General features: G+C 60.5%; 25 protein-coding genes, 1 other RNA gene and 1 pseudogene. 13 read left to right on the top strand and 14 right to left on the bottom strand.

The annotated features are described in order from the left end of the window. Positions 1-4 precede the first annotated feature (4 nt). Positions 5-481 carry a sn-glycerol-3-phosphate transporter gene (locus AC1DKH_RS03580; protein ID WP_477797430.1) on the bottom strand — a complete coding sequence of 159 codons (477 nt, stop codon included), beginning with the start codon at positions 479-481 and terminating at the stop codon, positions 5-7. A 313-nt stretch (positions 482-794) separates the two neighbouring features. On the opposite strand from AC1DKH_RS03580, the gene AC1DKH_RS03575 reads away from it, so the two are divergent. Beyond that, complete coding sequence (locus tag AC1DKH_RS03575) at positions 795-1,463, top strand: gamma-glutamylcyclotransferase (protein WP_477754653.1); 669 nt, start codon at positions 795-797, stop codon at positions 1,461-1,463. A gap of 123 nt (positions 1,464-1,586) precedes the next feature. Here the strand turns inward: AC1DKH_RS03575 and AC1DKH_RS03570 are convergent, their stop codons facing one another. Then, complete coding sequence (locus AC1DKH_RS03570) at positions 1,587-2,564, bottom strand: NADPH:quinone oxidoreductase family protein (protein WP_477797429.1); 978 nt, start codon at positions 2,562-2,564, stop codon at positions 1,587-1,589. Between the two features lie 150 nt (positions 2,565-2,714). On the opposite strand from AC1DKH_RS03570, the gene AC1DKH_RS03565 reads away from it, so the two are divergent. Continuing rightward, positions 2,715-3,122, top strand: coding sequence for a flagellar basal body-associated protein FliL (locus AC1DKH_RS03565; protein ID WP_477763001.1), 408 nt, complete (start codon positions 2,715-2,717; stop codon positions 3,120-3,122). Between the two features lie 99 nt (positions 3,123-3,221). Here AC1DKH_RS03565 and AC1DKH_RS03560 read toward each other — a convergent pair whose 3' ends face one another. Then, entirely contained in the window at positions 3,222-3,671 is a 450-nt protein-coding gene (locus AC1DKH_RS03560) for an EVE domain-containing protein (protein ID WP_477797428.1), read from the bottom strand. Between the two features lie 195 nt (positions 3,672-3,866). On the opposite strand from AC1DKH_RS03560, the gene AC1DKH_RS03555 reads away from it, so the two are divergent. Beyond that, positions 3,867-4,022, top strand: a complete 156-nt coding sequence (locus tag AC1DKH_RS03555; RefSeq protein WP_007978897.1) for a hypothetical protein — start codon at positions 3,867-3,869, stop codon at positions 4,020-4,022. Positions 4,023-4,057: 35 nt separating this feature from the next. Here the strand turns inward: AC1DKH_RS03555 and AC1DKH_RS03550 are convergent, their stop codons facing one another. The 4 genes from AC1DKH_RS03550 to AC1DKH_RS03535 form a co-directional block, all read right to left on the bottom strand. Then, positions 4,058-4,663, bottom strand: coding sequence for a 5-formyltetrahydrofolate cyclo-ligase (locus AC1DKH_RS03550; protein WP_477754657.1), 606 nt, complete (start codon positions 4,661-4,663; stop codon positions 4,058-4,060). 86 nt (positions 4,664-4,749) lie between these two features. Then, positions 4,750-4,928: non-coding RNA, 6S RNA (gene ssrS, locus AC1DKH_RS03545), on the bottom strand. Between the two features lie 30 nt (positions 4,929-4,958). Beyond that, the gene (locus AC1DKH_RS03540) at positions 4,959-5,276 is read right to left on the bottom strand and encodes a cell division protein ZapA (protein WP_477754658.1); all 318 of its coding nucleotides are present in this window, start codon (positions 5,274-5,276) and stop codon (positions 4,959-4,961) included. Continuing rightward, the gene (locus AC1DKH_RS03535; protein WP_007982902.1) at positions 5,273-5,482 is read right to left on the bottom strand and encodes a TIGR02449 family protein; all 210 of its coding nucleotides are present in this window, start codon (positions 5,480-5,482) and stop codon (positions 5,273-5,275) included. Before AC1DKH_RS03535 ends, AC1DKH_RS03540 begins: the two co-directional genes overlap by 4 nt. A 212-nt stretch (positions 5,483-5,694) precedes the next feature. Between AC1DKH_RS03535 and AC1DKH_RS03530 the strand changes: the two genes are divergently transcribed. The 9 genes and pseudogenes from AC1DKH_RS03530 (at position 5,695) to gcvH (ending at position 14,832) form a co-directional block, all read left to right on the top strand. Further along, the gene (locus tag AC1DKH_RS03530) at positions 5,695-6,249 is read left to right on the top strand and encodes a YecA/YgfB family protein (RefSeq protein WP_477797427.1); all 555 of its coding nucleotides are present in this window, start codon (positions 5,695-5,697) and stop codon (positions 6,247-6,249) included. A gap of 26 nt (positions 6,250-6,275) precedes the next feature. After that, positions 6,276-7,610, top strand: coding sequence for a Xaa-Pro aminopeptidase (gene pepP, locus AC1DKH_RS03525; protein WP_477754660.1), 1,335 nt, complete (start codon positions 6,276-6,278; stop codon positions 7,608-7,610). Next, a complete protein-coding gene (gene ubiH / locus AC1DKH_RS03520; RefSeq protein ID WP_477797426.1) occupies positions 7,607-8,794 on the top strand; it encodes a 2-octaprenyl-6-methoxyphenyl hydroxylase in 1,188 nt (395 codons plus the stop codon). The genes pepP and ubiH overlap by 4 nt, the downstream gene beginning before the upstream one ends. A 38-nt stretch (positions 8,795-8,832) precedes the next feature. Next, positions 8,833-8,943: pseudogene (locus AC1DKH_RS03515) on the top strand (tetrameric acyl-CoA thioesterase); the annotation flags it as partial. A 9-nt stretch (positions 8,944-8,952) separates the two neighbouring features. Next, on the top strand, positions 8,953-10,170 hold the full coding sequence (locus tag AC1DKH_RS03510) for a 2-octaprenyl-3-methyl-6-methoxy-1,4-benzoquinol hydroxylase (RefSeq protein ID WP_477797443.1): 1,218 nt from the start codon (positions 8,953-8,955) through the stop codon (positions 10,168-10,170). A 231-nt stretch (positions 10,171-10,401) separates the two neighbouring features. Continuing rightward, a complete protein-coding gene (locus AC1DKH_RS03505) occupies positions 10,402-11,406 on the top strand; it encodes an extracellular solute-binding protein (RefSeq protein ID WP_477753092.1) in 1,005 nt (334 codons plus the stop codon). Between the two features lie 138 nt (positions 11,407-11,544). After that, positions 11,545-13,161, top strand: a complete 1,617-nt coding sequence (locus AC1DKH_RS03500) for an ABC transporter permease (RefSeq protein WP_477753091.1) — start codon at positions 11,545-11,547, stop codon at positions 13,159-13,161. Between the two features lie 155 nt (positions 13,162-13,316). Next, entirely contained in the window at positions 13,317-14,399 is a 1,083-nt protein-coding gene (gcvT, locus tag AC1DKH_RS03495) for a glycine cleavage system aminomethyltransferase GcvT (RefSeq protein ID WP_477753090.1), read from the top strand. 49 nt (positions 14,400-14,448) lie between these two features. Then, complete coding sequence (gene gcvH, locus AC1DKH_RS03490; protein ID WP_477797425.1) at positions 14,449-14,832, top strand: glycine cleavage system protein GcvH; 384 nt, start codon at positions 14,449-14,451, stop codon at positions 14,830-14,832. Positions 14,833-14,945: 113 nt separating this feature from the next. Here the strand turns inward: gcvH and AC1DKH_RS03485 are convergent, their stop codons facing one another. Continuing rightward, positions 14,946-16,085: a DegT/DnrJ/EryC1/StrS family aminotransferase gene (locus AC1DKH_RS03485; RefSeq protein WP_477753088.1), complete on the bottom strand. Its 1,140-nt coding sequence runs from the start codon at positions 16,083-16,085 to the stop codon at positions 14,946-14,948. 154 nt (positions 16,086-16,239) lie between these two features. Between AC1DKH_RS03485 and gcvP the strand changes: the two genes are divergently transcribed. Beyond that, positions 16,240-19,113, top strand: coding sequence for an aminomethyl-transferring glycine dehydrogenase (gene gcvP / locus AC1DKH_RS03480; RefSeq protein ID WP_477797424.1), 2,874 nt, complete (start codon positions 16,240-16,242; stop codon positions 19,111-19,113). Between the two features lie 101 nt (positions 19,114-19,214). Here gcvP and AC1DKH_RS03475 read toward each other — a convergent pair whose 3' ends face one another. The 6 genes from AC1DKH_RS03475 to AC1DKH_RS03450 form a co-directional block, all read right to left on the bottom strand. Beyond that, positions 19,215-19,883 (bottom strand): outer membrane protein, encoded by a 669-nt coding sequence (locus AC1DKH_RS03475; protein ID WP_477797423.1) that lies wholly within the window; start codon positions 19,881-19,883, stop codon positions 19,215-19,217. 212 nt (positions 19,884-20,095) lie between these two features. Then, the gene (locus AC1DKH_RS03470; protein WP_477797422.1) at positions 20,096-20,413 is read right to left on the bottom strand and encodes a DUF2388 domain-containing protein; all 318 of its coding nucleotides are present in this window, start codon (positions 20,411-20,413) and stop codon (positions 20,096-20,098) included. 68 nt (positions 20,414-20,481) lie between these two features. Continuing rightward, positions 20,482-20,931, bottom strand: a complete 450-nt coding sequence (locus tag AC1DKH_RS03465) for an NfeD family protein (RefSeq protein ID WP_477759739.1) — start codon at positions 20,929-20,931, stop codon at positions 20,482-20,484. An 8-nt stretch (positions 20,932-20,939) separates the two neighbouring features. Continuing rightward, positions 20,940-21,860 carry an SPFH domain-containing protein gene (locus tag AC1DKH_RS03460; RefSeq protein WP_046039079.1) on the bottom strand — a complete coding sequence of 307 codons (921 nt, stop codon included), beginning with the start codon at positions 21,858-21,860 and terminating at the stop codon, positions 20,940-20,942. Positions 21,861-21,944: 84 nt separating this feature from the next. Continuing rightward, positions 21,945-23,729: a type IV pilus assembly ATPase TfpB gene (gene tfpB, locus AC1DKH_RS03455; protein WP_477797421.1), complete on the bottom strand. Its 1,785-nt coding sequence runs from the start codon at positions 23,727-23,729 to the stop codon at positions 21,945-21,947. Between the two features lie 90 nt (positions 23,730-23,819). Continuing rightward, on the bottom strand, positions 23,820-24,158 hold the full coding sequence (locus tag AC1DKH_RS03450; RefSeq protein WP_477762991.1) for a hypothetical protein: 339 nt from the start codon (positions 24,156-24,158) through the stop codon (positions 23,820-23,822). Positions 24,159-24,166 lie beyond the last annotated feature (8 nt).

The following is a 24,166-nucleotide window of genomic DNA, read 5'->3' as shown; positions in this document are numbered from 1 at the left end:
GGGATCAGAAGCGCACGCCAGTGGTCACCATGGCGGCGTTGAAGCCGAGCAACACCAGCTCGGCTGCCACCGGACCGTAATGTGTGCCCAGTGAGGGGATGATCACCGGTGCGACCCCGAAGCGATTCAGGGGGATCTTGTCCTTATGTTTGCCACGGTAGCCTTCCAGCAGGCCGCCCGTGAATTTGATATACACGGGATAGGAGGCGCTTTCGTAGCGTTTACCCGCGTAGATATAATGTGAGCGCTGACTGTACGAATTGCGAAAAGTGGCAGCGCCAAACAGCCAGTCGGACGCGTCGATACGTTCAAGACCAATAAGATCCTGATTGTTGTTGTGCCTGGGGTCGGGCGAATAGTGCTTCGTATAAACACTGGTCTGCAAATACCAGGAGCCGGTGTCCTTTGAGCTTGCATGCTGTGCCAGCGCCAATGGCGCCAAGACCATCAACAGCACTGCGTAAAACCATGGTTTTTTCATCGGCGGCCCCCTGTGAAGGCAGTCTGGCTTGCGCCTGTGTGGCCGTTATACGCGACGCCCGATGGAGGCCAGAAGGCGGCAAATCTGAAGGGGGAGTAGGACGTTTCTGATAAGCGGCTTTATTCCCGGAAGGACTCAATGCTTATGCATATTTCATTCTGGTATTTAAGATATTTGCAGAATGACATTAGGGTATATAAACAGTCAGGCAAACGTCCTTTATCACTTTTCGTTTTACCTTTACTGCTATATGTTCTATTACATTAATAGTGTTTACATTTTGTAATGCTTGCGGGGCCGAACAACTGTTGCCATGAGCGCCATTGAATCTGCTTTTTTGAATCTGGCTTACCCTCCGCGGCTCGATCTGGGGCCGCAACTCACTCACGAACAACTGCTCAGCTCGATGCAATCGACCATGGCGCGCCACAAGGGCGGGCCGGTCTGGTTGTTTGCGTATGGTTCGCTGATCTGGCGCCCTGAATGCACAGCGGTTGAGCGGGTTCGCGGCCGGGTGCATGGCTATCATCGCGGGTTGTACCTGTGGTCCCACGAACATCGTGGCACCCCGGAAATGCCCGGCCTGGTGTTTGGCCTGGATCGCGGTGGCTCTTGCAGCGGTTTCGCCTATCGCTTGCCCGAAGAGCAACTCGAAGCGTCGCTGTACGCACTTTGGCAGCGCGAGATGCCATTCCCTTCCTACCGCCCGCACTGGCTCAACTGCCGTCTTGAAGATGGCAGCCAGGTACAGGCATTGGGCTTTGTGCTGGAGCGACACCTGCCCAGCTATGCCGGCAACCTGCCGGACCATGTGCTGAGCCATGTGTTCGAAAACGCCTGCGGGCGCTACGGCACCACTCGCGATTATGTCGAGCAGACCGCGCATGCCCTGCGCAGCCACGCCATGCCAGACCGGAATCTGGAGGCGCGGCTCAAGCGCTGTAAATCAAAGTCCGCCTGGACGAATGCCACGCTGCCCTGACTGGCGACTGGTTCGTAACACATGAGCTTTTTGCCTGAGTATCTTCGCAAGGTGCTTGGGTCCACGCGCCAATGAAAAGCGATCTGAACGGCGTCTTTCGAAGTTCAGATCGCTTGCCTCGGCTCAGCGAACCTGCACAACAACCTTCCCGACAGCCTTGCGCTGACCAAGATCATTGATGGCCTGCGCCGCATTGTCCAGCGGATACACCTGTGACACCAGCGGCTTCAATTTGCCTTCGGCAAACCAGCCAAACAGTTGCTGGAAGTTCGCGGCGTTGTCCTGTGGCTGACGTTGGGCGAAGGAGCCCCAGAACACACCGAGTACCGCTGCGCCTTTGAGCAGCGCGAGGTTCACCGGCAATTCGGGAATGCGCCCGCTGGCGAAGCCGACCACCAGCAGGCGGCCGTTCCAGGCGATGGCACGGATGGCCTGGTCGAACAGGTCACCGCCCACCGGATCGTAGATCACGTCAGCGCCCTGGCCATCGGTCAGGCGCTTGATTTCGTCCTTCAGGCTGGTTTCGCTGTAGTTGATCAGTTCGTCGGCGCCGGCGGCCTTGGCCACGGCGAGTTTCTCTGCGCTGCTGGCTGCGGCGATCACCCGGGCGCCCATGGCTTTGCCGATTTCCACCGCCGCCAGGCCGACACCGCCGGAGGCACCAAGCACCAGCAGGGTTTCGCCCTGTTGCAGGTTGCCGCGCTGCTTCAGGGCATGCATCGAGGTGCCGTAGGTCATGCTGAAGGCGGCGGCGGTGTTGAAGTCCATGGACGGCGGGATCGGCAACACGTTGTAGCCCGGCACGGCGACCTGTTCGGCAAAGCTGCCCCAGCCGGTCAGGGCCATGACCCGGTCACCGACTTTCAAGTGGCTGACCTTTTCGCCCACAGCGCTGACCACACCGGACGCTTCGCCACCGGGAGAGAACGGGAAGGGCGGCTTGAACTGGTATCTGCCCTCGATGATCAACGTGTCGGGGAAGTTGACCCCGGCGGCGTGCACGTCCAGCAGGATTTCATTCTTCTTCGCGACAGGACTGGCGACGTCTTCCAGCACCAGCGATTCGGCAGGGCCGAAGGCTTTGCACAGCACGGCTTTCATCAGGGCTATTCCTTTGGAAGTGATGGCCGATAAGTGTAGGTGTGTGAGTTGATGGGTCAACGAGCATGCCTGGCCCTGATAGTCAGCCATAAGCTTGTGCTGGCGTGACGGGTCGTTATGCTAGGCCGCAAACCGGATAAGGAGCGAATTTTGAAAGCGTGGATCATGTTGATGCTGGCCCTGTCTCTGCCTGTGACAGCGGTGGCCGAAGAAGCCAAAGAGGATACAGCTCCGAAGGTCAGTTACATCACCCTGAGCCCGCCGTTCGTGGGTAACTACGGGCTGGACGGCACGCCGAAACTGAAGGTCTACAAGGCCGATGTGGCGTTGCGGGTGACCGGTGACGAGGCGGCCAAAGCGGTGAAGGCCAATGAACCTTTGATCCGCAATCAATTGGTCGCGCTGTTCGCCCAGCAGACTACCGAGACGATGAACAACGTCGAGGCCAAGGAAAAGCTGCGTCAGGAAGCGCTGAAGCAGACCCAGCAGATCATGAATGATGAAACCGGTAAGCCGGTGGTTGAGGATTTGTTGTTCAATAACCTGATCATTCAGTAAGTCTTTTTTGAAAATCAAAAGATCGCAGCCTTCGGCAGCTCCTACATCAGGCGCGTAATCCTGTAGGAGCTGCCGAAGGCTGCGATCTTTTGGCGGTCATCAGCGCAGCGCTATAACCGCCGCCCACTGCTCCGCCGTCACCGGCATCACCGAAAGCCGCGAGCCTTTCTGCACCAGCGGCAACTCGGCCAGCGCCGTCTGCTGCTTCAGGTAATCCAGCTTCAACACCCGGACAAACGTCTCGACATGCGCGACATCGATCGCGCTCCAGGCATTTTTGTCCGGGGTGGCCTTCGGGTCAAAATAATGGCTCTCCGGCTCCAGTGCCGTCGGGTCCGAATACGCGGCTTCGACAATTTTGCCGATTCCGGCGATGCCCGGCTCAGGGCAGCTGGAATGGTAGAAAAAGAACTCGTCCCCCACTGCCATGGCCCGCAGGAAATTGCGTGCCTGATAGTTGCGAACCCCGTCCCAGCGCGCTTTTCCGAGCTTTTCCAGTCCTTTTATCGAGAGTTCGTCGGGCTCGGATTTCATCAGCCAATAGGCCATGTCTTTTGCTCCTTGCGAGGTGATTGAGCCGCTTGTCGGCGATTTTATGACAAACCGACAGTCGGTTGACGTCAGCATTTGCGCAGCGGTTCACGTTGTCGCAAAATGCCGGCCTTTAAAGCTTGACGCTGCTGCACGGCCTATAAACGGAAACCGCTGCTGTCATCGTGTAGATATGCCTTTGGGGGGTAATCGATGAAACGCAAACCGGATTTACTATGGATTTTGGTCATTTTGTTTGGCCTTGGCGTCGTGACCACTGGCTATGCCCAAAGCCTGTGGGCCAGCAAGACCGATGCACCAGTCGAGCTCGCCCAATTGCAGCAACAGTCGACCGCCTTCAAGCGCTGATCCTGTTGCCTCGGCGCCGCTGATCGAAGTGGCGCCTAGCCTGCGTAATACCAGGCCTTGTCCGTCACCGTTCCTTGCAGCGGCACATCCCAGCTTGCCTGAGCCAATCGCCCCACCTTCTGACATTCATGGGCCAGCCCCAACAGCGTCGGCTTGCGCCAGTCATTTCGTCGCGCCAGGTAGGCCAGGCTCCGATCGTAGAAGCCGCCGCCCATTCCCAGGCGTCCGCCGACATCGTCAAACCCCACCAATGGCAACAGCACCAGGTCCAGCGCCCAGATCTTGCGTTGCCGGGCGAGGTTGGCCCGTGGTTCGAGAATGCGGAAGCGGTTGGGTTTGAGTTTTTCCCCGGGACGGATGCGCTGGAACACCATTTTGGTTCGCGGCCAGGCGCTCAGCACCGGTAGATAGGTGGCTTTGCCCCGGCGCTGCGCGGCGCGCAGCAACAGGCGCGGATCGATTTCACCGTCGGTGGGCAGGTAGAGCGAGATGTGTCTGGCGCGGCGGAACAGCGGTTGCTGGGCCAATTGCTTGTACAGCCCGCGAGCGGCCTGGCGCTGCTGACTGGGTGTCAGTGCGCGGCGGGCCTTGCGCAGCATGCGTCGAAGTTGCGGGCGGGGGAGCAGCGCAGGTTCGGTCATGTATTCGGGCTTCAACAATGCGGATACGTGGAGCGTACCCGTAAAAACGCCAATGCCGGTATCAAAACCGGCATTGGACTGAAATCAGGCTCCCCGAATGTGCCGCTGTCGACTTAGCCCTTGAACCCGAAAGTTCAAGGTGGAAGATGCAGTAGGCTTTAAGGCTTTCCGTCTAGCGGACATGCACACCAGCCCAACGTGCAACCTCCAGGGTATAGCAAATCGGCTCAGGGACATCGCCAACTGGCAAGCACCCCAGGGAGTGAGGGGATTATACCGCAAGTGGTGGCGCGAATCAGCCTTTGGTGACGTCCGGATCGGTGGCAAGCGCCAGATCGACGCGATCGAGCAGGTCGCGCACCTGTTCGCGGGTCGAACCGCTGGCCTGGATATCCGGGCGATCTTCCTTGTGCAGCAGGTCGTGGGTGATGTTCAACGCTGCCATCACGGCGATACGGTCAGCGCCGATGACTTTGCCGCTGCTGCGGATCTCGCGCATCTTGCCGTCCAGATAACGGGCGGCGCTGATCAGATTACTGCGCTCTTCCTGAGGGCAGATGATCGAATACTCTTTGTCGAGGATCTGCACGGTGACGCTATTGCTTGAACTCATGAGTCTTGCTCCAGGGCCTTGAGGCGCGAAATCATCGATTCGACCTTACGCCGGGCGATTTCGTTTTTTTCAATGAGGTGCGCGCGTTCCTCGCGCCAGGTCTTTTCCTGAGCTAGTAAGAGTCCATTTTGACTCTTAAGTTGCTCGACTCGGGTAATCAGTAGTTCGAGTCTGGCCATCAGCGCTTGCAGATCGGTGTCTTCCATTGTGTCCACTGAGTTCGTGTCTGACCGGAGGTAGCGGGCGGACCACTGTAGGAGCGAGCTTGCTCGCGATGAACTTGAGAACGCCGCGGGGTGTCAGGTACCCAGCGTTATCGTTGACGACCATCGCGAGCACGCTCGCTCCTACAGGGGTAGTCGATGTAGGATACAAGGCCTTCATTCTAGACATAGCGCCGTCTGGCGCCTAGCTACCCATGACCATTCAGAATTCCCCGTACCAAGCCTTCGCCACCCTGCTGACTTCCAGCGGTCACAACGTCTCGCCTGCCGAACTGCACGGCCTCCTGCTCGGTCGCAGTTGCGCCGGTGCCGGTTTCGATGCCGAAGGCTGGCTGATCGACGCCGCCGAACTGCTCGAAGGCGAGCCCCAGGACAACGTTCGCAACGCCCTGATCGGCCTGCAAGAGATGGTCAAGGGCGAGCTCACCGGCGATGACGTGACCGTCGTTCTGCTGTTGCCGACCGACGACGCCCCGCTCACCGAGCGTGCCATCGCACTGGGCCAGTGGTGCCAGGGTTTCCTCAGCGGTTTCGGCCTGAATTGCCGTGACAGCAGCATGCTGAGCACCGAGGCCACCGAAGTGTTGCAGGACCTCGCGGCCATTTCCCAGGTGCAGGATGCCCTGGAAGAGTCCGAAGACGGCGAGAGCGACTACATGGAAGTCATGGAATACCTGCGCGTCGCACCGCTGTTGCTGTTCTCCGAGACCAAAAAAGACATGCCGGCCGCCAAACCGTCGCTGCACTAATCGTTGCCAGGGAACGCCATCTGCCCATGATCCACATCCCGAAATCGGAATACAGCCGTCGCCGCAAGGCCCTGATGGCGCAGATGGAACCCAACAGCATCGCCATCCTGCCCGCCGCCGCGGTGGCCATTCGCAACCGCGACGTCGAGCACGTCTACCGCCAGGACAGCGACTTCCAGTACCTCAGCGGTTTTCCCGAGCCCCAGGCCGTACTGGTGTTGATGCCGGGGCGCGTGCATGGCGAATACATTCTGTTCTGCCGCGAGCGCAACGCCGAGCGTGAGTTGTGGGATGGCCTGCGTGCCGGGCAAGAAGGCGCGATTCGCGACTTCGGCGCCGACGACGCCTTTCCGATCACCGATATCGACGACATCCTGCCGGGCCTGATCGAAGGCCGTGACCGGGTGTATTCGGCCATGGGCAGCAACCCCGAATTCGACCGCCACCTGATGGAGTGGATCAACGTGATCCGCTCCAAGGCCAACCTCGGTGCCCAGCCGCCGAACGAATTCGTTGCCCTGGATCATCTGCTGCACGACATGCGCCTGTATAAATCGGCGGCAGAAGTGAAAGTGATGCGCGAGGCGGCGCGGATTTCCGCCCGGGCGCACGTACGGGCAATGCAGGCCTGTCGCGCCGGGTTGCACGAATTCAGCCTGGAAGCCGAGCTCGATTACGAATTCCGCAAGGGCGGGGCGAAGATGCCGGCCTACGGGTCGATCGTCGCGGCGGGGCGCAACAGTTGCATCCTGCATTACCAGCAGAATGACGCAGTGCTCAAGGACGGGGATCTGGTGCTGATCGACGCCGGTTGCGAGATCGACTGCTACGCCAGCGACATCACCCGGACCTTTCCGGTCAGCGGCAAGTATTCAGCGGAACAGAAAGCGATTTACGAATTGGTGCTGGCTTCCCAAGAGGCTGCCTTTGCCGAAATCGCCCCGAACAAACACTGGAATCAGGCGCATGAAGCCACGGTCCGGGTCATCACGGCCGGGCTGGTCAAGCTGGGACTGCTCCGGGGCGACGTCGACGAACTGATAGCCAGCGAAGCCTACAAAGCGTTTTACATGCACCGCGCCGGCCACTGGCTGGGTCTGGATGTGCATGACGTCGGCGAATACAAGGTCGGCGGCGAATGGCGCGTGCTGGAAGTCGGCATGGCGCTGACCGTGGAGCCGGGGATCTATATCGCTGCGGACAACCAGAGCGTGGCGAAGAAATGGCGCGGCATTGGCGTGCGCATCGAGGACGACGTAGTGGTCACCAAAACCGGTTGTGAAATATTGACGGGCGGCGTGCCGAGAACGGTCGCCGAGATCGAGGCCCTGATGGCCGCCGCGCGGACACAAACGGCATGAGTCGAGTCAATCTGGCAATCATCGGTGGCGGGCTGGTCGGTGCGAGTCTGGCGCTGGCCTTGCAAGCTGGAGCCAAGGCCCGGGGCTGGAAAATCGTGCTGATCGAACCGTTCGCCCCCGGCGACACGTATCAACCGAGTTATGACGCCCGTTCTTCGGCGTTGTCCTTCGGCTCCCGGCAAATTTATCAACGGCTGGGTGTCTGGCAGGAAATCTCCCGCCGCGCCGAGCCGATCAAGCAGATTCATGTTTCCGACCGTGGGCGTTTCTCGACGGCGCGGTTGTCGGCGATGGAAGAGGGCGTTCCTGCGCTGGGTTATGTCGTTGAAAACGCCTGGCTCGGCCAATGCCTTTGGCAAGGCGTGGACAAGGACGTGATCAGTTGGCGCTGCCCGGCGGAAGTCACCCGCATGGAGCCGCTGACCGATGGCTATCGCCTGACCCTCAACGATGAAACCACTCTGGAATGCGACCTCGCGGTGCTCGCCGATGGTGGCCGCTCCGGTCTGCGCGAGCAATTGGGGATCGGCATCAGGAAGCGTCCGTACAACCAGAGCGCGCTGATCGCCAACATCACTCCGAGCGAAGCCCACAACGGCATGGCTTTCGAGCGTTTCACCGACGAAGGCCCGATGGCGTTGCTGCCGCTGCCGGAAAACCGCTGCGCACTGGTCTGGACCCGCCTGGGGATGGATGCGCAACGCTTGGCTTCGCTGGATGAACGCAGTTTCCTTAGCGAGTTGCAGGGGGTGTTCGGATATCGCCTTGGTACGTTGAAACAGGTCGGTGCGCGGCATCTGTATCCGCTGACACTGGTCGAGGCTGAAGAACAGGTGCGCCCGCATTTGGCGATTCTCGGCAACGCGGCGCACAGCCTGCATCCGATTGCCGGCCAGGGGTTCAACCTGTCCCTGCGCGATGCCCAGGCCCTGGCCGATACCTTGCTCGCCAGCGAAAAACCATTGGGCGACTTCGCCACGTTGCAGGCCTATCGCGAACGCCAGCGTCTCGATCAGGACCTCACCGTGGGTTTCTCCGATCAGGTCACGCGCCTGTTCGGCAGTACCCAGCCGCTGGTATCCCTGGGGCGCAACATCGGACTGCTCGGCCTCGACCTGTTGCCACCGGCCAAACGCTGGTTTGCCCGACAGGCGATGGGTTTGGGTACGCGTCCAGGTGCGTAACTGGTTGATCCGCCGATTCGGCAAGGCGCGATTGATAAAAATACCTGCCGCAATTGCAGGTCGACATTCATGACGGCGCCGGCCACTTGGTGGCGCGGGTCGGAAAAACCCTTTACGTGCGGCTCAAGCCGCAAGAGAGACAGGCTTAAAGCATGGAAATGCGCGCAGATCTGCTGATTGTCGGAGCCGGAATGGTCGGCAGCGCCCTGGCGCTGGCGTTGCAGGACAGCGGGCTGGAAGTCCTGCTGCTGGACGGCAGCCCCATGAGCGTCAAACCGTTTAACGCTCAGGCCGCGTTTGAACCGCGGGTGAGCGCCCTGTCGGCCGCCAGCCAGCGGATTCTCGAACGCCTCGGCGTCTGGGATGGTATCGCCGGGCGGCGCAGCAGCCCCTACACCGACATGCAGGTCTGGGATGGCAGCGGCACCGGGCAAATCCACTTCTCGGCGGCCAGCGTGCATGCCGAGGTGCTGGGGCATATCGTCGAGAACCGCGTGGTCCAGGATGCCTTGCTCGAGCGCCTGCACGATTGCGATCTGGGGTTGCTGGCCAATGCGCGCCTGGAACAGATGCGCCGCTCCGGCGATGACTGGCTGCTGACCCTGGCCGATGGCCGCACCCTGCGCGCGCCTCTGGTGATCGCGGCGGATGGCGCCAACTCGGCGGTGCGGCGCCTGGCCGGGGTCGTGACTCGCGAATGGGATTATCTGCACCATGCCATCGTCACCAGCGTGCGTTGCGCCAAACCGCATCAAATGACGGCTTGGCAGCGCTTCACCGACAACGGTCCGTTGGCATTTCTGCCCCTTGAGCGCGATGGCCAACAGAATTGGTGTTCGATCGTCTGGTCAACCACGCCCGGCGAAGCCGAACGACTGATGGCAATGGATGACCAGGGTTTCTGCAAGGAGCTGGAGCGGGCCTTTGAAGGTCGGCTCGGCGAAGTACTGAGCGCCGACCCGCGCCTGTGTGTCCCCCTGCGTCAGCGGCATGCCAAACGTTATGTGGCTGAAGGTCTGGCGTTGATCGGCGACGCGGCCCACACCATTCACCCGTTGGCTGGGCAGGGTGTGAATCTCGGATTCCTCGATGCCGCCGTGCTGGCCGAAGTGTTGCTGCAAGCGGCAACACGAGGCGAACGTCTGGCAGATGTGAAAGTCCTCAGTCGTTACGAGCGTCGGCGCATGCCTCACAACCTGGCACTGATGGCGGCGATGGAAGGCTTCGAGCGGCTGTTCCAGGCCGATCCGTTGCCGGTGCGTTGGTTGCGTAACACCGGGTTGAAAATGGTTGAGAAAATGCCGGAAGCCAAGGCGCTGTTCGTGCGTGAGGCGTTGGGGTTGACCGGGGATTTGCCCGTTCTCGCCAAGGCCTGATTTTTGTTGAGACTGCCGGCAAGGTTCCCGTGTAGGAGCTGCCGCAGGCTGCGATCTTTTGATCTTGCTCTTCAACATCAAAAGATCGCAGCCTGCGGCAGCTCCTACATGGAATGCGGTAAATCTCAACGCATGTGCAACATCTGGTAACTCCTCCGCGAACTGTTCGATTGAGAACCTAAATGTGAGTCCTTATCATTTGCCCTCATTTTCAATCGAGGGACCGCTCCCATGTTGGCACCAACGCGTCTACTGACCGCACTGGCCCTGACCCTGATCGGCAGCACCGCCGCCCAGGCCGCTGACGAGGTGGTGGTCTACTCCTCGCGAATCGACGAGCTGATCAAGCCAGTATTCGATGCCTACACCGCCAAGACCGGTGTGAAGGTGAAGTTCATCACCGACAAGGAAGCGCCGCTGATGCAGCGGCTCAAGGCCGAAGGCGCGAATACGCCGGCCGACCTGCTGCTCACCGTCGATGCCGGCAACCTCTGGCAGGCCGAGCAGATGGGCATCCTCCAGCCGTTCACCTCGAAAACCATCGACGCCAACATTCCGCTGCAATACCGGGCCGCCTCTCATGCCTGGACTGGCCTGAGCCTGCGGGCGCGGACCATTGCCTACTCCACTGATCGGGTAAAGCCGGGTGAACTGACCACCTACGAAGCGCTGGCCGACAAGCAATGGGAAGGCCGCCTGTGCCTGCGCACGGCGAAGAAGGTCTACAACCAGTCCCTGACCGCGACCATGATCGAAGTGCACGGCGCCGAGAAGACCGAGGAAATCCTCAAGGGCTGGGTCAAGAACCTGTCCACCGACGTGTTCTCCGACGACACCGCCGTGCTGGAAGCGATCAACGCCGGCCAGTGCGACGTTGGAATCGTCAACACCTACTACTACGGTCGCCTGCACAAGCAGAAACCAGACCTGCCGGTGAAACTGTTCTGGCCGAACCAGGCTGACCGTGGCGTACACATCAACCTGTCAGGTATCGGCCTGACACAACACGCGCCACACCCGGAAGCGGCCAAGGCCCTGGTGGAGTGGATGACCACCCCTGAAGCGCAGAAAATCTTTGCCGACGTGAACCAGGAGTTCCCGGCGAACCCGGCGGTGGCACCCTCTGAAGAAGTGGCGGCCTGGGGCAAATTCATTGCCGATACCTTGCCGGTGGAAATTGCCGGCAAGCGCCAGGCCGAAGCGATCCGCATGATGGACAGGGCTGGCTGGAACTGAGTCGGTTTTAAAAAAGCTAAAGATCGCAGCCTTCGGCAGCTCCTACAGGGTGATCATCAACCCAATGTAGGAGCTGCCGCAGGCTGCGATCTTTTTGCGTTTTCCCTAAACTCCAAGATTTATCCAGAGAGCTTTTCCTTGGCCCATCCCGCCCAACGCCGCTGGTATCCAGTCGTCTTCGCCATCGCGGCTTTGGTCCTGTTGCCCCTGAGCGTTCTGCTGCTTTCCTGGCAAACCATCGACGTTCAAATCTGGTCCCACCTGTGGGACACGCAGATGCCGCGCCTGCTGGGCAACACGCTGACGCTGGTGCTTGGTGTCGGTGCGGGAGTCACCCTGCTGGGCGTCAGCCTCGCCTGGCTGACCAGCCTTTGTGAATTCCCCGGCAGGCGCTGGCTCGATTGGGCGCTGATGCTGCCCTTCGCGATACCGGCCTACGTGCTGGCGTTCGTGTTTGTCGGCCTGCTGGATTTCGCCGGGCCCGTGCAAAGCCTGCTGCGCGAGTGGTTCGGTAGTGGTCTGCGACTGCCACGCGTGCGCTCCACGGGCGGGGTGATTGTGGTGTTGGTGCTGGTTTTCTATCCCTATGTATATCTGCTGGCCCGCACGGCCTTCCTCGCCCAGGGCAAAGGCCTGATGGAGGCGGCGCGGGTCCTTGGCCAATCGCCCTGGCAAGCGTTCTGGCGGGTAGCTCTGCCCATGGCGCGGCCAGCCATCGGTGCAGGGGTGGCATTGGCACTGATGGAAACCCTGGCGGACTTCGGCGCCGTGTCGGTGTTCAATTTCGATACCTTCACCACGGCCATCTACAAGACCTGGTACGGTTTTTTCAGCCTGTCATCCGCCGCGCAACTGGCCAGTCTGTTACTGCTGGTGGTGATGCTAGTGCTGTATGGCGAACGGCGTGCTCGCGGGGCCAACCGGGCGAGCAACGAGCGACCACGGGTCAAGGCGCTGTATCACCTGCGAGGCTTCAAGGCACTGGCAGCCGTGACATGGTGCGGGCTGGTATTTGCCTGCGCCTTTGTCATTCCAATGCTGCAACTGATGGTGTGGTTCTGGCAGCGTGGGCGCTTCGATCTCGACGAGCGTTATACCGGGTTGATCGTCCATACCTTGTATTTGGGGGCGATGGCGGCGTTGATCACTGTAAGCGTTGCCTTGTTACTGGCATTCGCCCGACGACTGGCGCCCACCCGGGTCATTCGTTCCGGGGTCAGTCTGGCCAACCTGGGTTACGCCTTGCCCGGTTCGGTGCTGGCGGTGTCGATCATGCTGGCGTTCAGTTACCTGGATCGCGAGCTGGTGATCCCGCTCTCGGGCTGGCTCGGTGGCGCGGGCAAGCCGCTGCTGCTGGGCAGTCTGTCGGCGTTGTTGCTGGCCTATCTGGTGCGCTTCATTGCGGTGGCCTATGGGCCACTGGAAAGCAGTCTGGCACGTATACGGCCATCTTTGCCCGAAGCGGCACGTAGCCTGGGCGTCAGTGGGCCACGACTGTTTTTCAAAGTGTATCTACCGTTGTTATTACCCGGCACGCTGAGCGCCGCGCTGCTGGTGTTCGTCGATGTGCTCAAGGAAATGCCCGCAACCTTGCTGATGCGCCCGTTTGGCTGGGACACGCTGGCGGTGCGAATCTTCGAAATGACCAGCGAAGGCGAATGGGCGCGGGCGTCTTTGCCGGCATTGACCCTGGTGCTGGTCGGGCTGTTACCGGTCATCGGGTTGATTCGGCGTTCAGCACATCGAAACAGCTAGGTGTCAGTCCTACACCTTGCGGCTACAATGCGCGGCATTCGGTGCGGTCCGTCTGACAGACCAGGTGGCTGAAAGCGGCTGAAGGCCCTTGTTTCAAGGCATTCAGTCCGTGCAGCACCTGCCCGCACCTTCGCCACGCCCGGAAGGAGAAACCCATGGGACAGCGTACGCCTCTGTATGACCTTCATCTCGCACTTGGCGCGAAGATGGTCGATTTTGGCGGTTGGGACATGCCTCTGCATTATGGATCGCAGGTCGAGGAACACCATCAGGTGCGCCGCGATTGCGGTGTCTTCGATGTATCCCACATGACCGTGATCGACGTCGGTGGCTCCCAGGCAAAAGCCTGGCTTCAGCATTTGCTGGCCAATGATGTCGAACGCCTGCACAGCCCCGGCCGTGCGTTGTACAGCACCATGCTCAACGAGCAGGGCGGGATCGTCGACGACATGATCGTCTACCGTCTCGATGCGGGTTATCGCCTGGTGGTCAACGCCTCCACTCGCGATCAGGACCTTTCCTGGATGCAAGCGCATCTCGACGGTTTCGACGTGCAACTTCGCGAACGTTCCGAGTTGGCGATGCTGGCCATCCAGGGCCCCCACGCCCGGCAGAAAATTGCCGAGCTGGTCAGCCAGTCCCGCGGCAACCTGATCCAGCTACTCAAGCCCTTCGAAGGCCTGCCCGATGGTGACTGGTTCATCGCGCGCACCGGTTATACCGGCGAAGACGGCCTGGAAATCATTCTGCCCGCTGATCAGGCGCCCGGCTTTTTCAACGATCTGGTCGGAGCCGGGATTTCTCCCATCGGCCTTGGCGCACGGGATACCTTGCGGGTCGAAGCCGGCATGAACCTTTACGGTCAGGACATCCAGCAAGATGTTTCACCATTGGCCTCCAATATGGCCTGGACCATCGCCTGGGAGCCTGCCACCCGGCAGTTCATCGGGCGCAAGGCCCTGGAAGCCGAAAAGGCCGCCGGTGTGCAGCACAAACTGGTCGGTCTGGTCCTTGAGGAGCGCGGGGTTTTACGTGCTCATCAGGTGGTCCGTATCGCCGATGTTGGCGAAGGGGAGATCACCAGTGGTAGTTTCTCTCCTACGCTAAGCAAGTCGATTGCACTGGCGCGCGTGCCGATGGCTACTGCCGACCGCGCTGAAGTGGAAATCCGTGGCAAGTGGTACCCGGTCCGAGTGGTCAAACCGACCTTCGTACGTCACGGCAAAACCTTGATCTAACCTTTTCTGGCGGGCATGCCCGCCGACCCTTTTCCTGAGGACACAGAACATGAGCGATATCCCTGCCAACCTGCGTTTTGCCGAAAGTCACGAATGGGCACGTCTGGAAGCCGATGGCACCGTCACCGTGGGCATCAGCGATCACGCGCAGGAAGCGCTGGGTGATGTGGTATTTGTCGAGCTGACTGAAGTCGGCAACGTGTTTGCCGCTGAAGATCAGGCTGGTGTCGTTGAATCGGTTAAAGCCGCTTCCGACATCTACTCCCCGATTGCCGGTGAAGTGATCGCGGTCAACGAAGAGCTGAGCGCTTCGCCGGAACTGCTCAACAGCGACCCGTACGGCGCGTGGATCTTCAAGCTCAAACCAAGCAACGCTGCAGACCTGGAAAAGCTGCTGGATGCTGCCGGCTACAAGGCTGCCATCGGCGAGTAATGCTCGCCCCGTAGGAGCTGCCGAAGGCTGCGATCTTTTGATCTTGTTTTTAAAATCAAAGTCAAAAGATCGCAGCCTGCGGCAGCTCCTACAAAGGCCGAATCAAGGCTGAGTCAAGGCCGCAAGACGGCCTTCACGGCCGCCACCGAACGCTCGACATCGGCTTTGCTCATCGCCGTGAACATCGGCAGCGAGACAATCAGCCGACCGACCCGCTCGGCGACCGGGAACATGCCTTCCTTGAATCCACGCTCGCGGTAAAGGCTCAACAGGTGAATCGGCGGGTAGTGATAGCCGATCCCGACACCCAATGCCTGCATCTGCTCCATGAAAGTCGCCCGCGCCGGTTTGCCGTCCGTACGTTCCGGTAATACCAGCTGGAACAAATGCCAGTTGCTGTGGGTAAAATCCGCCGGAGGCAATTGCGCGCCGTACTGCGCTTCGAAATCCTCGCCAAAGCAGGCGAAATAGTGCCGGGCCAGGTCACGGCGATGAGCGGTAATGGTTTCGATATGAGCGAATTGCCCAAGGCCAATGGCCGCGGCGACGTCGGTCATGTTGAATTTGCCACCCAGCACGTCGACGTCCAGGCCATCGAAGCCGTTGCGGGTAACGCCCTGCAGCCGGTACTTCTCTGCCAGTCGTACTTCTTCGGCCGTATTCAGCACCAGGCAACCGCCCTCGGAGGAGGTGACGTTTTTGTTCGCCTGGAAACTGAAGGACACGAAATCCCCCGTCGAGCCAATGCGCTGGCCGTTCCAGCTGGAGCCGAGTGCCTGGGCCGCATCTTCGACGATCCGCAGGCCGTGCTTTTTCGCCAGGGCGTACAACCGCGTCATGTCCACCGGCAACCCGGCGAGGTACACCGGGATGATGGCTTTGGTGCGAGGGGTAATCGCCGCTTCCAGTTGATCCAGATCGATATTGCGGGTCACCGGGTCGATGTCGGCAAACACCGGGGTGGCGCCGACCTCCAGAATGACGTTGGCGGTGGCCACCCAGGAAATCGGCGTAGTGATCACTTCATCGCCCGGCCCGACCCCGGCAATGCGCAAGGCGATTTCCATGGTGCAGGTGCCGGAATTGAAGGTGCGTACCGGGCGCCCACCGAAATACTCCGAAAGTTGCGCTTCGAAGGCCTGGACCTTGGGGCCGCTGGTAATCCAGCCCGAGCGCAATACCTCGCCGACGGTGGCAATCGTGGCTTCATCGATGGTGGGTTTGGAAAACGGCAGGAAAGGCAGTTGGCTCATGGATACAGTCACCCGATCAGCGGACATTAAGTTGGCGACGGACATGATGATCCGGATTGGTCGACCGCGCCACGTCATCCACGCGAAGATCGACTGCTATGCTGTTTTGACCGTGTTGCATCGACGCCGAGCGCCAGTCAAGAGAGAGCCCGTCATGTCCCAATTGCCGTCCCTGAGCCAGTTACGCGACCCCAATGCCTTTCTGCGCCGTCACCTCGGACCCGATGCCGCCGAGCAACAGGCGATGCTCGACAGCCTCGGCCTGGGCAGTCGGGTCGAATTGATCGAGCAAACGGTGCCGCCGGGCATCCGCCTCAACCGGGCGCTGGACCTGCCCCCGGCACTCGATGAAGAGGCCGCGCTGGCCAAGCTGCGTGGTTATGCCGAGCAGAACCAGGTCTGGACCAGCCTGATCGGCATGGGCTACCACGGCACCCTCACACCGGCCGTCATACTGCGTAACGTGCTGGAAAATCCCGGCTGGTACACCGCGTACACCCCCTATCAGCCAGAGATCGCCCAGGGGCGGCTCGAAGCGCTGCTGAACTTCCAGCAACTGACCATCGACCTGACCGGCCTGGAGCTGGCCAATGCCTCGCTGCTTGATGAAGCCACCGCCGCGGCGGAAGCCATGGCCCTGGCCAAGCGGGTCGCCAAGTCCAAAAGCAACCTGTTCTTTGTCGACGAGAACTGTCACCCACAAACCATTTCCGTGGTGCAGACCCGCGCTGAAGGTTTCGGCTTCGAGCTGATCGTCGACGCTGTGGATAACTTGAAGCAGCACCAGGTGTTCGGCGCGCTGCTGCAATACCCCGACACCCACGGTGAAATCCACGACCTGCGGCCGCTGATCGATCACCTGCACGCGCAACAGGCCCTGGTATGTGTCGCCACGGATTTGCTGAGCCTGTTGTTGCTGACCCCGCCGGGTGAACTGGGTGCCGATGTGGTGTTCGGCTCGTCCCAGCGATTTGGCGTGCCCATGGGTTACGGCGGGCCGCACGCGGCATTTTTTGCCAGTCGCGATGAATACAAGCGAGCGATTCCCGGGCGGATCATCGGTGTTTCAAAAGATGCGCGGGGCAACACCGCCCTGCGCATGGCCCTGCAAACCCGCGAGCAACACATCCGCCGGGAGAAGGCCAACTCCAATATCTGCACGGCCCAGGTGCTGCTGGCCAATATCGCCAGTTTCTATGCGGTCTACCACGGCCCGGAAGGGCTCAAGCGGATCGCCCAGCGGGTTCATCGACTGACCTGCATCCTTGCCGCCGGGCTTGAACGCAACGGTATCACCCGGGTCAACCGGCACTTCTTCGACACCCTGACGCTGGAGGTCGGCGGAGCCCAGACAGCGATCATCGAAAGTGCCCGGGCCGCACAGATCAACCTGCGCATTCTCGGGCGCGGCCAACTGGGCCTGAGCCTCGACGAGGCCTGCGACGAAGGCACCGTGGCGAAGCTGTTCGACGTGTTTCTGGGGGCCGATCACGGGCTCAGCATCGACGCCCTGGATGCCGAAGTCTTGCCTGGCGGAATTCCCGAAGGGCTGGCGCGAACTTCGCCTTATCTGCGCCATCCGGTGTTCAGCGCCCATCACAGCGAAACCGAGATGCTGCGCTACCTCAAGCAACTGGAAAACAAGGACCTGGCGCTCAATCAATCGATGATCCCGCTGGGCTCCTGCACCATGAAGCTCAATGCCACCAGCGAGATGATCCCGATTACCTGGCCGCAGTTCGCCAACCTTCATCCGTTCGTGCCCAAGGAACAGGCCGTCGGGTACGGGTTGATGATCGAAGAACTGGAACGCTGGCTGTGCGCGATCACCGGTTTCGACGCGATCTGCATGCAGCCCAACTCCGGTGCTCAGGGCGAATACGCCGGGCTGCTGGCGATCCGCAAATACCATGAGAGCCGTCAACAGGGTGGCCGCGACATTTGCCTGATTCCTTCGTCGGCTCACGGCACCAATCCCGCGTCGGCGCAAATGGCCGGGATGCGCGTGGTGATCGTCGAATGTGACGAGGCGGGCAACGTCGACCTCGATGACCTCAAGGAAAAAGCCGCGCAGGCGGCAGACAAACTTGCCTGCCTGATGGTGACCTATCCTTCGACCCATGGCGTGTATGAGGAAGGCATCAGCGAAATCTGTGAAGTGATCCACCATCACGGCGGTCAGGTGTACATGGATGGCGCCAACCTCAACGCCCAGGTCGGGCTGGCGCGGCCGGCCGATATTGGCGCCGATGTCTCGCACATGAACCTGCACAAGACCTTCTGCATTCCCCATGGTGGCGGTGGGCCGGGCATGGGGCCGATTGGTGTTCGGGCGCATCTGGCGCCGTTCGTGGCCAACCATCCGGTGGTGCCGATCGACGGACCGCACCCGCAAAATGGCGCCGTCAGCGCAGCGCCCTGGGGCAGCGCAAGCATTCTGCCGATCAGCTGGATGTACATCGCCATGATGGGGCCGCAACTGGCGGACGCCAGCGAAGTGGCGATCCTCGCCGCGAACTACCTGGCGCGGCATTTGTCCGGTGCCTTCCCGGTGCTCTACACCGGGCGCAACGAGCGGGTGGCCCACGAATGCATCCTCGACCTGCGACCGCTCAAGGCGTTGACCGGCATTACCGAAGAGGACGTGGCCAAGCGCCTGATGGACTACGGCTTCCATGCCCCGACCATGTCGTTTCCGGTGCCGGGTACGCTGATGGTCGAGCCGACCGAAAGTGAATCGAAGGCGGAACTGGACCGTTTCATCGGGGCGATGCTGAGCATCCGCGCGGAAATCAACGAGGTGCAAAATGGTAACTGGCCGGCTGAAGAGAACCCGTTGAAAGGTGCGCCGCATACGTTGGCCGATATCACTGGCGTGTGGGAGCGGCCGTACAGCATTGTGCAAGCGGTCACGCCGGATGCTCACACCAAGGCCCATAAATACTGGCCGGTGGTAAACCGTGTGGACAATGTCTACGGCGATCGCAATCTGTTTTGCGCGTGTGTGCCGGTGGATGATTACCGCTGAGAAGATCAAAAGATCGCAGCCTTCGGCAGCTCCTACAGGAGTACGCGTTTCCATGTAGGAGTTGCCGAAGGCTGCGATCTTTACTTTTAATGGCCGATGAGTCAGAACGCCATCCTCGCCTCAACGTACACATTCTGCTCCCGCAACTTGCCCTTTAGCTGTTCATCCCGGGCATTGATGCGGTTGGCGAAGGTGTTGTAGCCGGTTTCAATATCTCCCATGTCGACGTACCGGTAACCGGTGCCAAGGGTAATTTGCTGGTTGAGCTTGAGGTCAGCCCCGACGCCCAAGGCATAGGCGAAGTTGTTCTGGCTATTGTTGGCGAACCGTCGCGAAGGGTTGGATTGATAGCCCTCGGAACTGATATGCGCCATACCGACACCGGCCATCGCGTACAGGGACAGGTATTCGTTCAAAGGAAAATCCTTGTAGCCGTTGACCATCAGCCGGCTGGACGAGACTTGCATGTTGTTGACGTTGGCGTTGAACGGCGCCCAGTAACTCTTGAATTCCGAGTCTTGCTTGATCGTGTACTCGCCTTCCAGGCGCCAATCACCCTTGAATCCATACCCTAGCGCAACGGAGCCGGTGATGTCCTTGTTGCTGTCGGGGCTGATGACGCGGTTATTCACTCGAGGGCTGGTGAGCAGGGCGCTGGAAAGGTCTTGTTGAGCGCTCTGGATTTTTATCGAGCCGTACAGACCATCGGCCTGCGATATCTGGCAGAAGGTGGCAGTCAGCAGCAGTAAAGATAAGGCTGTTTTTTTCATGTGAGTCGATTCGCGTGTGTGGGTAATCCGAATCGACAAAGTTTGAGTTTACAAGCCACGGGTTCATATCAGACCTTTTCTCAGAAGGTCGGTGAAAACTCGCCGATATGTCAGTGCTTTGGTGTTGGCCGTCGTAGGAAATAGCTGTGCAATTTACCTGACTCATAAAAAATGCCGCTTTTGGGAGCGGCATTTTTGACCAGCAACGAACCTTACTTCGAGGCGATGGCATTCTTCGCCAGGATGGCGTTCGCCAACTCCATGTCCGTGGCTTGCAGGCCAGGATTGTCGGCGCGGACTTTCTGCATGGCCGCCTCCAGGTACGGGCCGCGGATACTGCCATCACTGGCGACGAAGCTGCTGGCATCGTCCTGGGCCGCGACGACCATCTTGTTATCCTTGGATGTCAGATAGCTCGAACCGGTGGTTGCACCGGAGGTAAGAACGTTACGCCAAAAAGTATCGGCCATCGCCGAACCGACAGGCAGGGACAACAGCGCGACGGTAGCGACAGCAAGTTTGAAACGCATGACAGGGTGACTCCACTGGGTTGACTACGCGGTTGGATTGCCAACCCCCAATCGAGTTCCGTGGTCACCTATTCCGCTGCTTCGACCAGCAGGATCGCGCCTTGCTGGCCAACCACCCGCACGCGGCTACCAAGTGCAGCGTCCGGTCCTCGGGCCATCCACACGCCGTCGGCCACCTTGATTTTGCCGCGACCGTCGATAATCGCTTCATGCACCACAAAGGTTTTGCCGATCAGTTCCTGGCCGCGCAGATTCAGGTGCGGCTGATCGCTCGGACGCATCGCCGTGCGCTGACGCCGCCACCAGTACAACGCGGTGGTGATCGACAGCAGGCCGAACAACAGAAACTGCCATTCCCAGGACAAGCTCGGCAGCAGGAAGGTCAAGACGCCCACGGCTGCCGCGGCCATGCCGATCCACAGCAGGTAACCGCCGGCGCCGAACACTTCGAGAATCAACAGCACCGTGCCCAGCGCCAACCAGTCCCAGAACGAAAGGTGCTGCAAAAATGCCCACATGGCGCGCCTCAGGCTTTCTTGTTATCGAAAGTGGCCTTGACGATTTCGCCAATGCCACCGACTGCGCCGATCATTGAACTGGCCTCGAGCGGCATCAGGATCACTTTGCTGTTGTTGGCCGAAGCCAGCTTGCCCAGCGCATCGATGTACTTCTGCGCCACGAAGTAGTTGACCGCTTGCACGTTGCCGCTGGCGATGGCTTCGGACACCACTTTGGTCGCCTGGGCTTCTGCCGCGGCTTGCCGCTCGCGGGCTTCGGACTCCAGGAAGGCGGCCTGGCGACTGCCTTCGGCTTCGAGGATCTGCGCCTGCTTCTTGCCTTCGGCGGTCAGGATCGCTGCGGCGCGCAGGCCCTCGGCCTCGAGGATCTGGGCACGCTTGATCCGTTCGGCTTTCATCTGCCCCGACATCGCCGCCATCAGGTCGGCGGGTGGGCTGATGTCCTTGATCTCGATCCGGGTGATCTTGATGCCCCACGGCGCGGTCGCTTCGTCGACAGTGCGCAACAGTTTTTCGTTGATCCCGTCACGCTGGCTGAGCATGGCGTCGAGTTCCATCGAGCCGAGTACCGTACGGATGTTGGTTTGCAGCAGGTTGCGGATGGCATGTTCGAGGTTGTTCACCTCGTAGGCAGCCTGGGCCGTGTTGACCACCTGGAAGAAACACACGGCGTCGATTTGCACCGTGGCGTTGTCGGAGGTGATGACTTCCTGCGGCGGAATATCCAGCACGCTTTCCATCACATTCATCTTGCGGCCGATGCGGTCCATGACCGGAATGATGACGTTCAGCCCCGGCTTGAGCGTGTTGGTGTAGCGCCCGAAACGCTCGACGGTCCATTCAAAGCCCTGGGGCACGACCTTAAAACCCATGAACAGAATGGCGACCACCAGGCCGACAAAAAGTAAAAGCACACTACCGATCTGCATAACGATTCCTTGTTGATGTGTGGGTCTGTGGAGTTGCAATCGCTGGAGTGTAGCTGTGCCGATGCCGGATAAGTACAGCCGGGCTCAGCTCTGCTCGCTCTGGGGCGTCACCCGCAGAACTTCCTCAATGGTCGTCAGCCCGGCGGCGACCTTTTGCGCTCCTGACAGCCGCAGGCTGCGCATGCCTTCCTTGAATGCCTGCCGCCGCACGGCCAGCAGATCGGTGTCGGGACTGATCAGCGCTTTGATGCTGTCGCTGAGCTGCATGATTTCGTAGACCCCGGCGCGACCGTGATAACCGGTGTCGCGGCATTCCACGCAACCGATGGCACGCTGGGCATTGGCCGGCAACGGTGCTTGCCAGGGCCGGGTCAGGGTTTGCCAGTCGTCTTCGCTCAGCGTCAGCGGCGCCTTGCAGTGCGGGCACAGGGTACGCACCAGTCGCTGGGCCATGACGCCAAGCACTGTGGCCTTGATCAGGTAATGCGGCACGCCGAGTTCCAGCAGGCGGCTGATGGCGCTGGGCGCGTCGTTGGTGTGCAGGGTCGACAGCACCAGGTGCCCGGTGAGCGCCGCCTGGATCGCCATCTCCGCGGTCTCGAGGTCGCGGATCTCGCCGATCATGATGATGTCCGGGTCTTGCCGCATCAGCGCGCGCACGCCGGCGGCGAAGGTCAGGTCGATGTTGTGCTGGACCTGCATCTGGTTGAACGCAGGCTCGACCATTTCGATCGGGTCTTCGATGGTGCAGAGGTTGACCTCCGGCGTCGCCAGTTTTTTCAGGGTGGTGTAGAGGGTGGTGGTCTTGCCCGAACCCGTCGGCCCGGTGACGAGGATGATGCCGTGGGGCTGGCGGGTCATGTCCTGCCAGCGGCGCAGGTCGTCGGCGGAAAAACCAAGCTGGTCGAAGTCCTTTAGCAGGACTTCCGGATCGAAGATCCGCATGACCATTTTTTCGCCGAAGGCCGTGGGCAGTGTCGACAAGCGCAGTTCGACTTCACCGCCGTCCGGGGTCTTGGTTTTCACCCGGCCGTCCTGGGGTTTGCGTTTCTCCGCGACGTTCATGCGCCCCAGGGTTTTCAGGCGACTGACGATGGCCATGGTGACCTGGGGCGGGAATTGATAGACGTTGTGCAGCACGCCGTCGATGCGAAAGCGCACCGTGCCTTGCTCGCGCCGGGGCTCGATGTGGATGTCGCTGGCGCGCTGCTGGAACGCGTACTGGAACAGCCAGTCGACGATATTGACGATGTGTGCGTCGTTGGCGTCCGGCTCCTGGTCGCTGGCGCCGAGGTTGAGCAGCTGTTCGAAATTGCCGAGGGTACTGACTTGCGGGTCGGCGCTGTTCGCCCCCGTGACCGATTTGGCCAGGCGGAAGAATTCGACGCTTAAGCGCTGGATGTCCACCGGGTTGGCCACCACACGCTTGATCGGCAACTTGAGCACGTGGGTCAGGTCAGCCTCCCAGCCGCTGACATATGGCTGGGCGCTGGCCACGGTGACCGCCTCGCGGTCGATTGCTACCGCGAGGATCTTGTGGCGCTGGGCGAAGGCATAGGACATCAGCGGGGTCACGGCCGCGACGTTGATTTTCAGTGGGTCGATGCGCAGGTAAGGCTGGCCGGCCTGCCGGGATAGCCACAGGGTCAGGCTCTCGAGGTCCAGCGGTTTGCCGGGACGGCTGAGATCGTCCAGTTGCTGGCTGGCAATGAACTCCAGCGGATGCATCTGCCCAAGGGAGGCGTTGCGGCGGCGGGCATTGAGCGCGTGTTCGGCCGAATCCTGGCTGATAAAACCCTGGGCGACCAGTTCGCGCAGCAGGTCATTGAGATCCAGCCAACGGTCCTGAAAGGCGATTTGAACGGACATACGGGCTCCTTTTGAACGACAGTCGGCAAAGGATAGCCGTGGCCCGGCTGACCGCTGGGCCACTACCCGACGAAGCCGTTTCGGAGTTTTTCAACCCGCCGCTTGAACCGCTTCGGCCCATGTGGAATCAGCTTCTTGCAGCTCCACCGAGCAGACGCTGATCAAGTTACGAAGTTTTTCCGCAATCACTTGCGCGCGGTGCCAGCTCAAACCGTCGATGACGATCTCGATACTCAGCCAGTCGTCCTGGCGCTGCGCGTTGACCTGTTCCGGCGTGAGCAATTGCAAAGCGAACAGATTGAGAGTGCGACACAGCAGGTCCGGTTCTGCCTCGGCCAGCATTTGATAGCGAACCCGGCAATGGGCGTTGCCGACGTTCCAGACATCGGCGCGGGCAGGTGGGGTGTTCACGGCTTCGAGATACGGCATGGTCTGGC

Source organism: Pseudomonas sp. 05L36 (assembly GCF_056398125.1).
Note: the sequence above shows the minus strand (reverse complement) of the source record. Positions and strands in the feature narration are given on the sequence as shown.

What these genes read in the sequence shown, in the direction of transcription:
- AC1DKH_RS03580 (WP_477797430.1), bottom strand. Translation starts at nt 481, where the DNA reads ATGAAAAAACCATGGTTTTACGCAGTGCTGTTGATGGTCTTGGCGCCA.
- AC1DKH_RS03575 (WP_477754653.1), top strand. Translation starts at nt 795, where the DNA reads ATGAGCGCCATTGAATCTGCTTTTTTGAATCTGGCTTACCCTCCGCGG.
- AC1DKH_RS03570 (WP_477797429.1), bottom strand. Translation starts at nt 2,564, where the DNA reads ATGAAAGCCGTGCTGTGCAAAGCCTTCGGCCCTGCCGAATCGCTGGTG.
- AC1DKH_RS03560 (WP_477797428.1), bottom strand. Translation starts at nt 3,671, where the DNA reads ATGGCCTATTGGCTGATGAAATCCGAGCCCGACGAACTCTCGATAAAA.
- AC1DKH_RS03555 (WP_007978897.1), top strand. Translation starts at nt 3,867, where the DNA reads ATGAAACGCAAACCGGATTTACTATGGATTTTGGTCATTTTGTTTGGC.
- AC1DKH_RS03550 (WP_477754657.1), bottom strand. Translation starts at nt 4,663, where the DNA reads ATGACCGAACCTGCGCTGCTCCCCCGCCCGCAACTTCGACGCATGCTG.
- AC1DKH_RS03540 (WP_477754658.1), bottom strand. Translation starts at nt 5,276, where the DNA reads ATGAGTTCAAGCAATAGCGTCACCGTGCAGATCCTCGACAAAGAGTAT.
- AC1DKH_RS03535 (WP_007982902.1), bottom strand. Translation starts at nt 5,482, where the DNA reads ATGGAAGACACCGATCTGCAAGCGCTGATGGCCAGACTCGAACTACTG.
- AC1DKH_RS03530 (WP_477797427.1), top strand. Translation starts at nt 5,695, where the DNA reads ATGACCATTCAGAATTCCCCGTACCAAGCCTTCGCCACCCTGCTGACT.
- pepP (WP_477754660.1), top strand. Translation starts at nt 6,276, where the DNA reads ATGATCCACATCCCGAAATCGGAATACAGCCGTCGCCGCAAGGCCCTG.
- ubiH (WP_477797426.1), top strand. Translation starts at nt 7,607, where the DNA reads ATGAGTCGAGTCAATCTGGCAATCATCGGTGGCGGGCTGGTCGGTGCG.
- AC1DKH_RS03510 (WP_477797443.1), top strand. Translation starts at nt 8,953, where the DNA reads ATGCGCGCAGATCTGCTGATTGTCGGAGCCGGAATGGTCGGCAGCGCC.
- AC1DKH_RS03505 (WP_477753092.1), top strand. Translation starts at nt 10,402, where the DNA reads ATGTTGGCACCAACGCGTCTACTGACCGCACTGGCCCTGACCCTGATC.
- gcvT (WP_477753090.1), top strand. Translation starts at nt 13,317, where the DNA reads ATGGGACAGCGTACGCCTCTGTATGACCTTCATCTCGCACTTGGCGCG.
- gcvH (WP_477797425.1), top strand. Translation starts at nt 14,449, where the DNA reads ATGAGCGATATCCCTGCCAACCTGCGTTTTGCCGAAAGTCACGAATGG.
- AC1DKH_RS03485 (WP_477753088.1), bottom strand. Translation starts at nt 16,085, where the DNA reads ATGAGCCAACTGCCTTTCCTGCCGTTTTCCAAACCCACCATCGATGAA.
- gcvP (WP_477797424.1), top strand. Translation starts at nt 16,240, where the DNA reads ATGTCCCAATTGCCGTCCCTGAGCCAGTTACGCGACCCCAATGCCTTT.
- AC1DKH_RS03475 (WP_477797423.1), bottom strand. Translation starts at nt 19,883, where the DNA reads ATGAAAAAAACAGCCTTATCTTTACTGCTGCTGACTGCCACCTTCTGC.
- AC1DKH_RS03470 (WP_477797422.1), bottom strand. Translation starts at nt 20,413, where the DNA reads ATGCGTTTCAAACTTGCTGTCGCTACCGTCGCGCTGTTGTCCCTGCCT.
- AC1DKH_RS03465 (WP_477759739.1), bottom strand. Translation starts at nt 20,931, where the DNA reads ATGTGGGCATTTTTGCAGCACCTTTCGTTCTGGGACTGGTTGGCGCTG.
- AC1DKH_RS03460 (WP_046039079.1), bottom strand. Translation starts at nt 21,860, where the DNA reads ATGCAGATCGGTAGTGTGCTTTTACTTTTTGTCGGCCTGGTGGTCGCC.
- tfpB (WP_477797421.1), bottom strand. Translation starts at nt 23,729, where the DNA reads ATGTCCGTTCAAATCGCCTTTCAGGACCGTTGGCTGGATCTCAATGAC.
- AC1DKH_RS03450 (WP_477762991.1), bottom strand. Translation starts at nt 24,158, where the DNA reads ATGCCGTATCTCGAAGCCGTGAACACCCCACCTGCCCGCGCCGATGTC.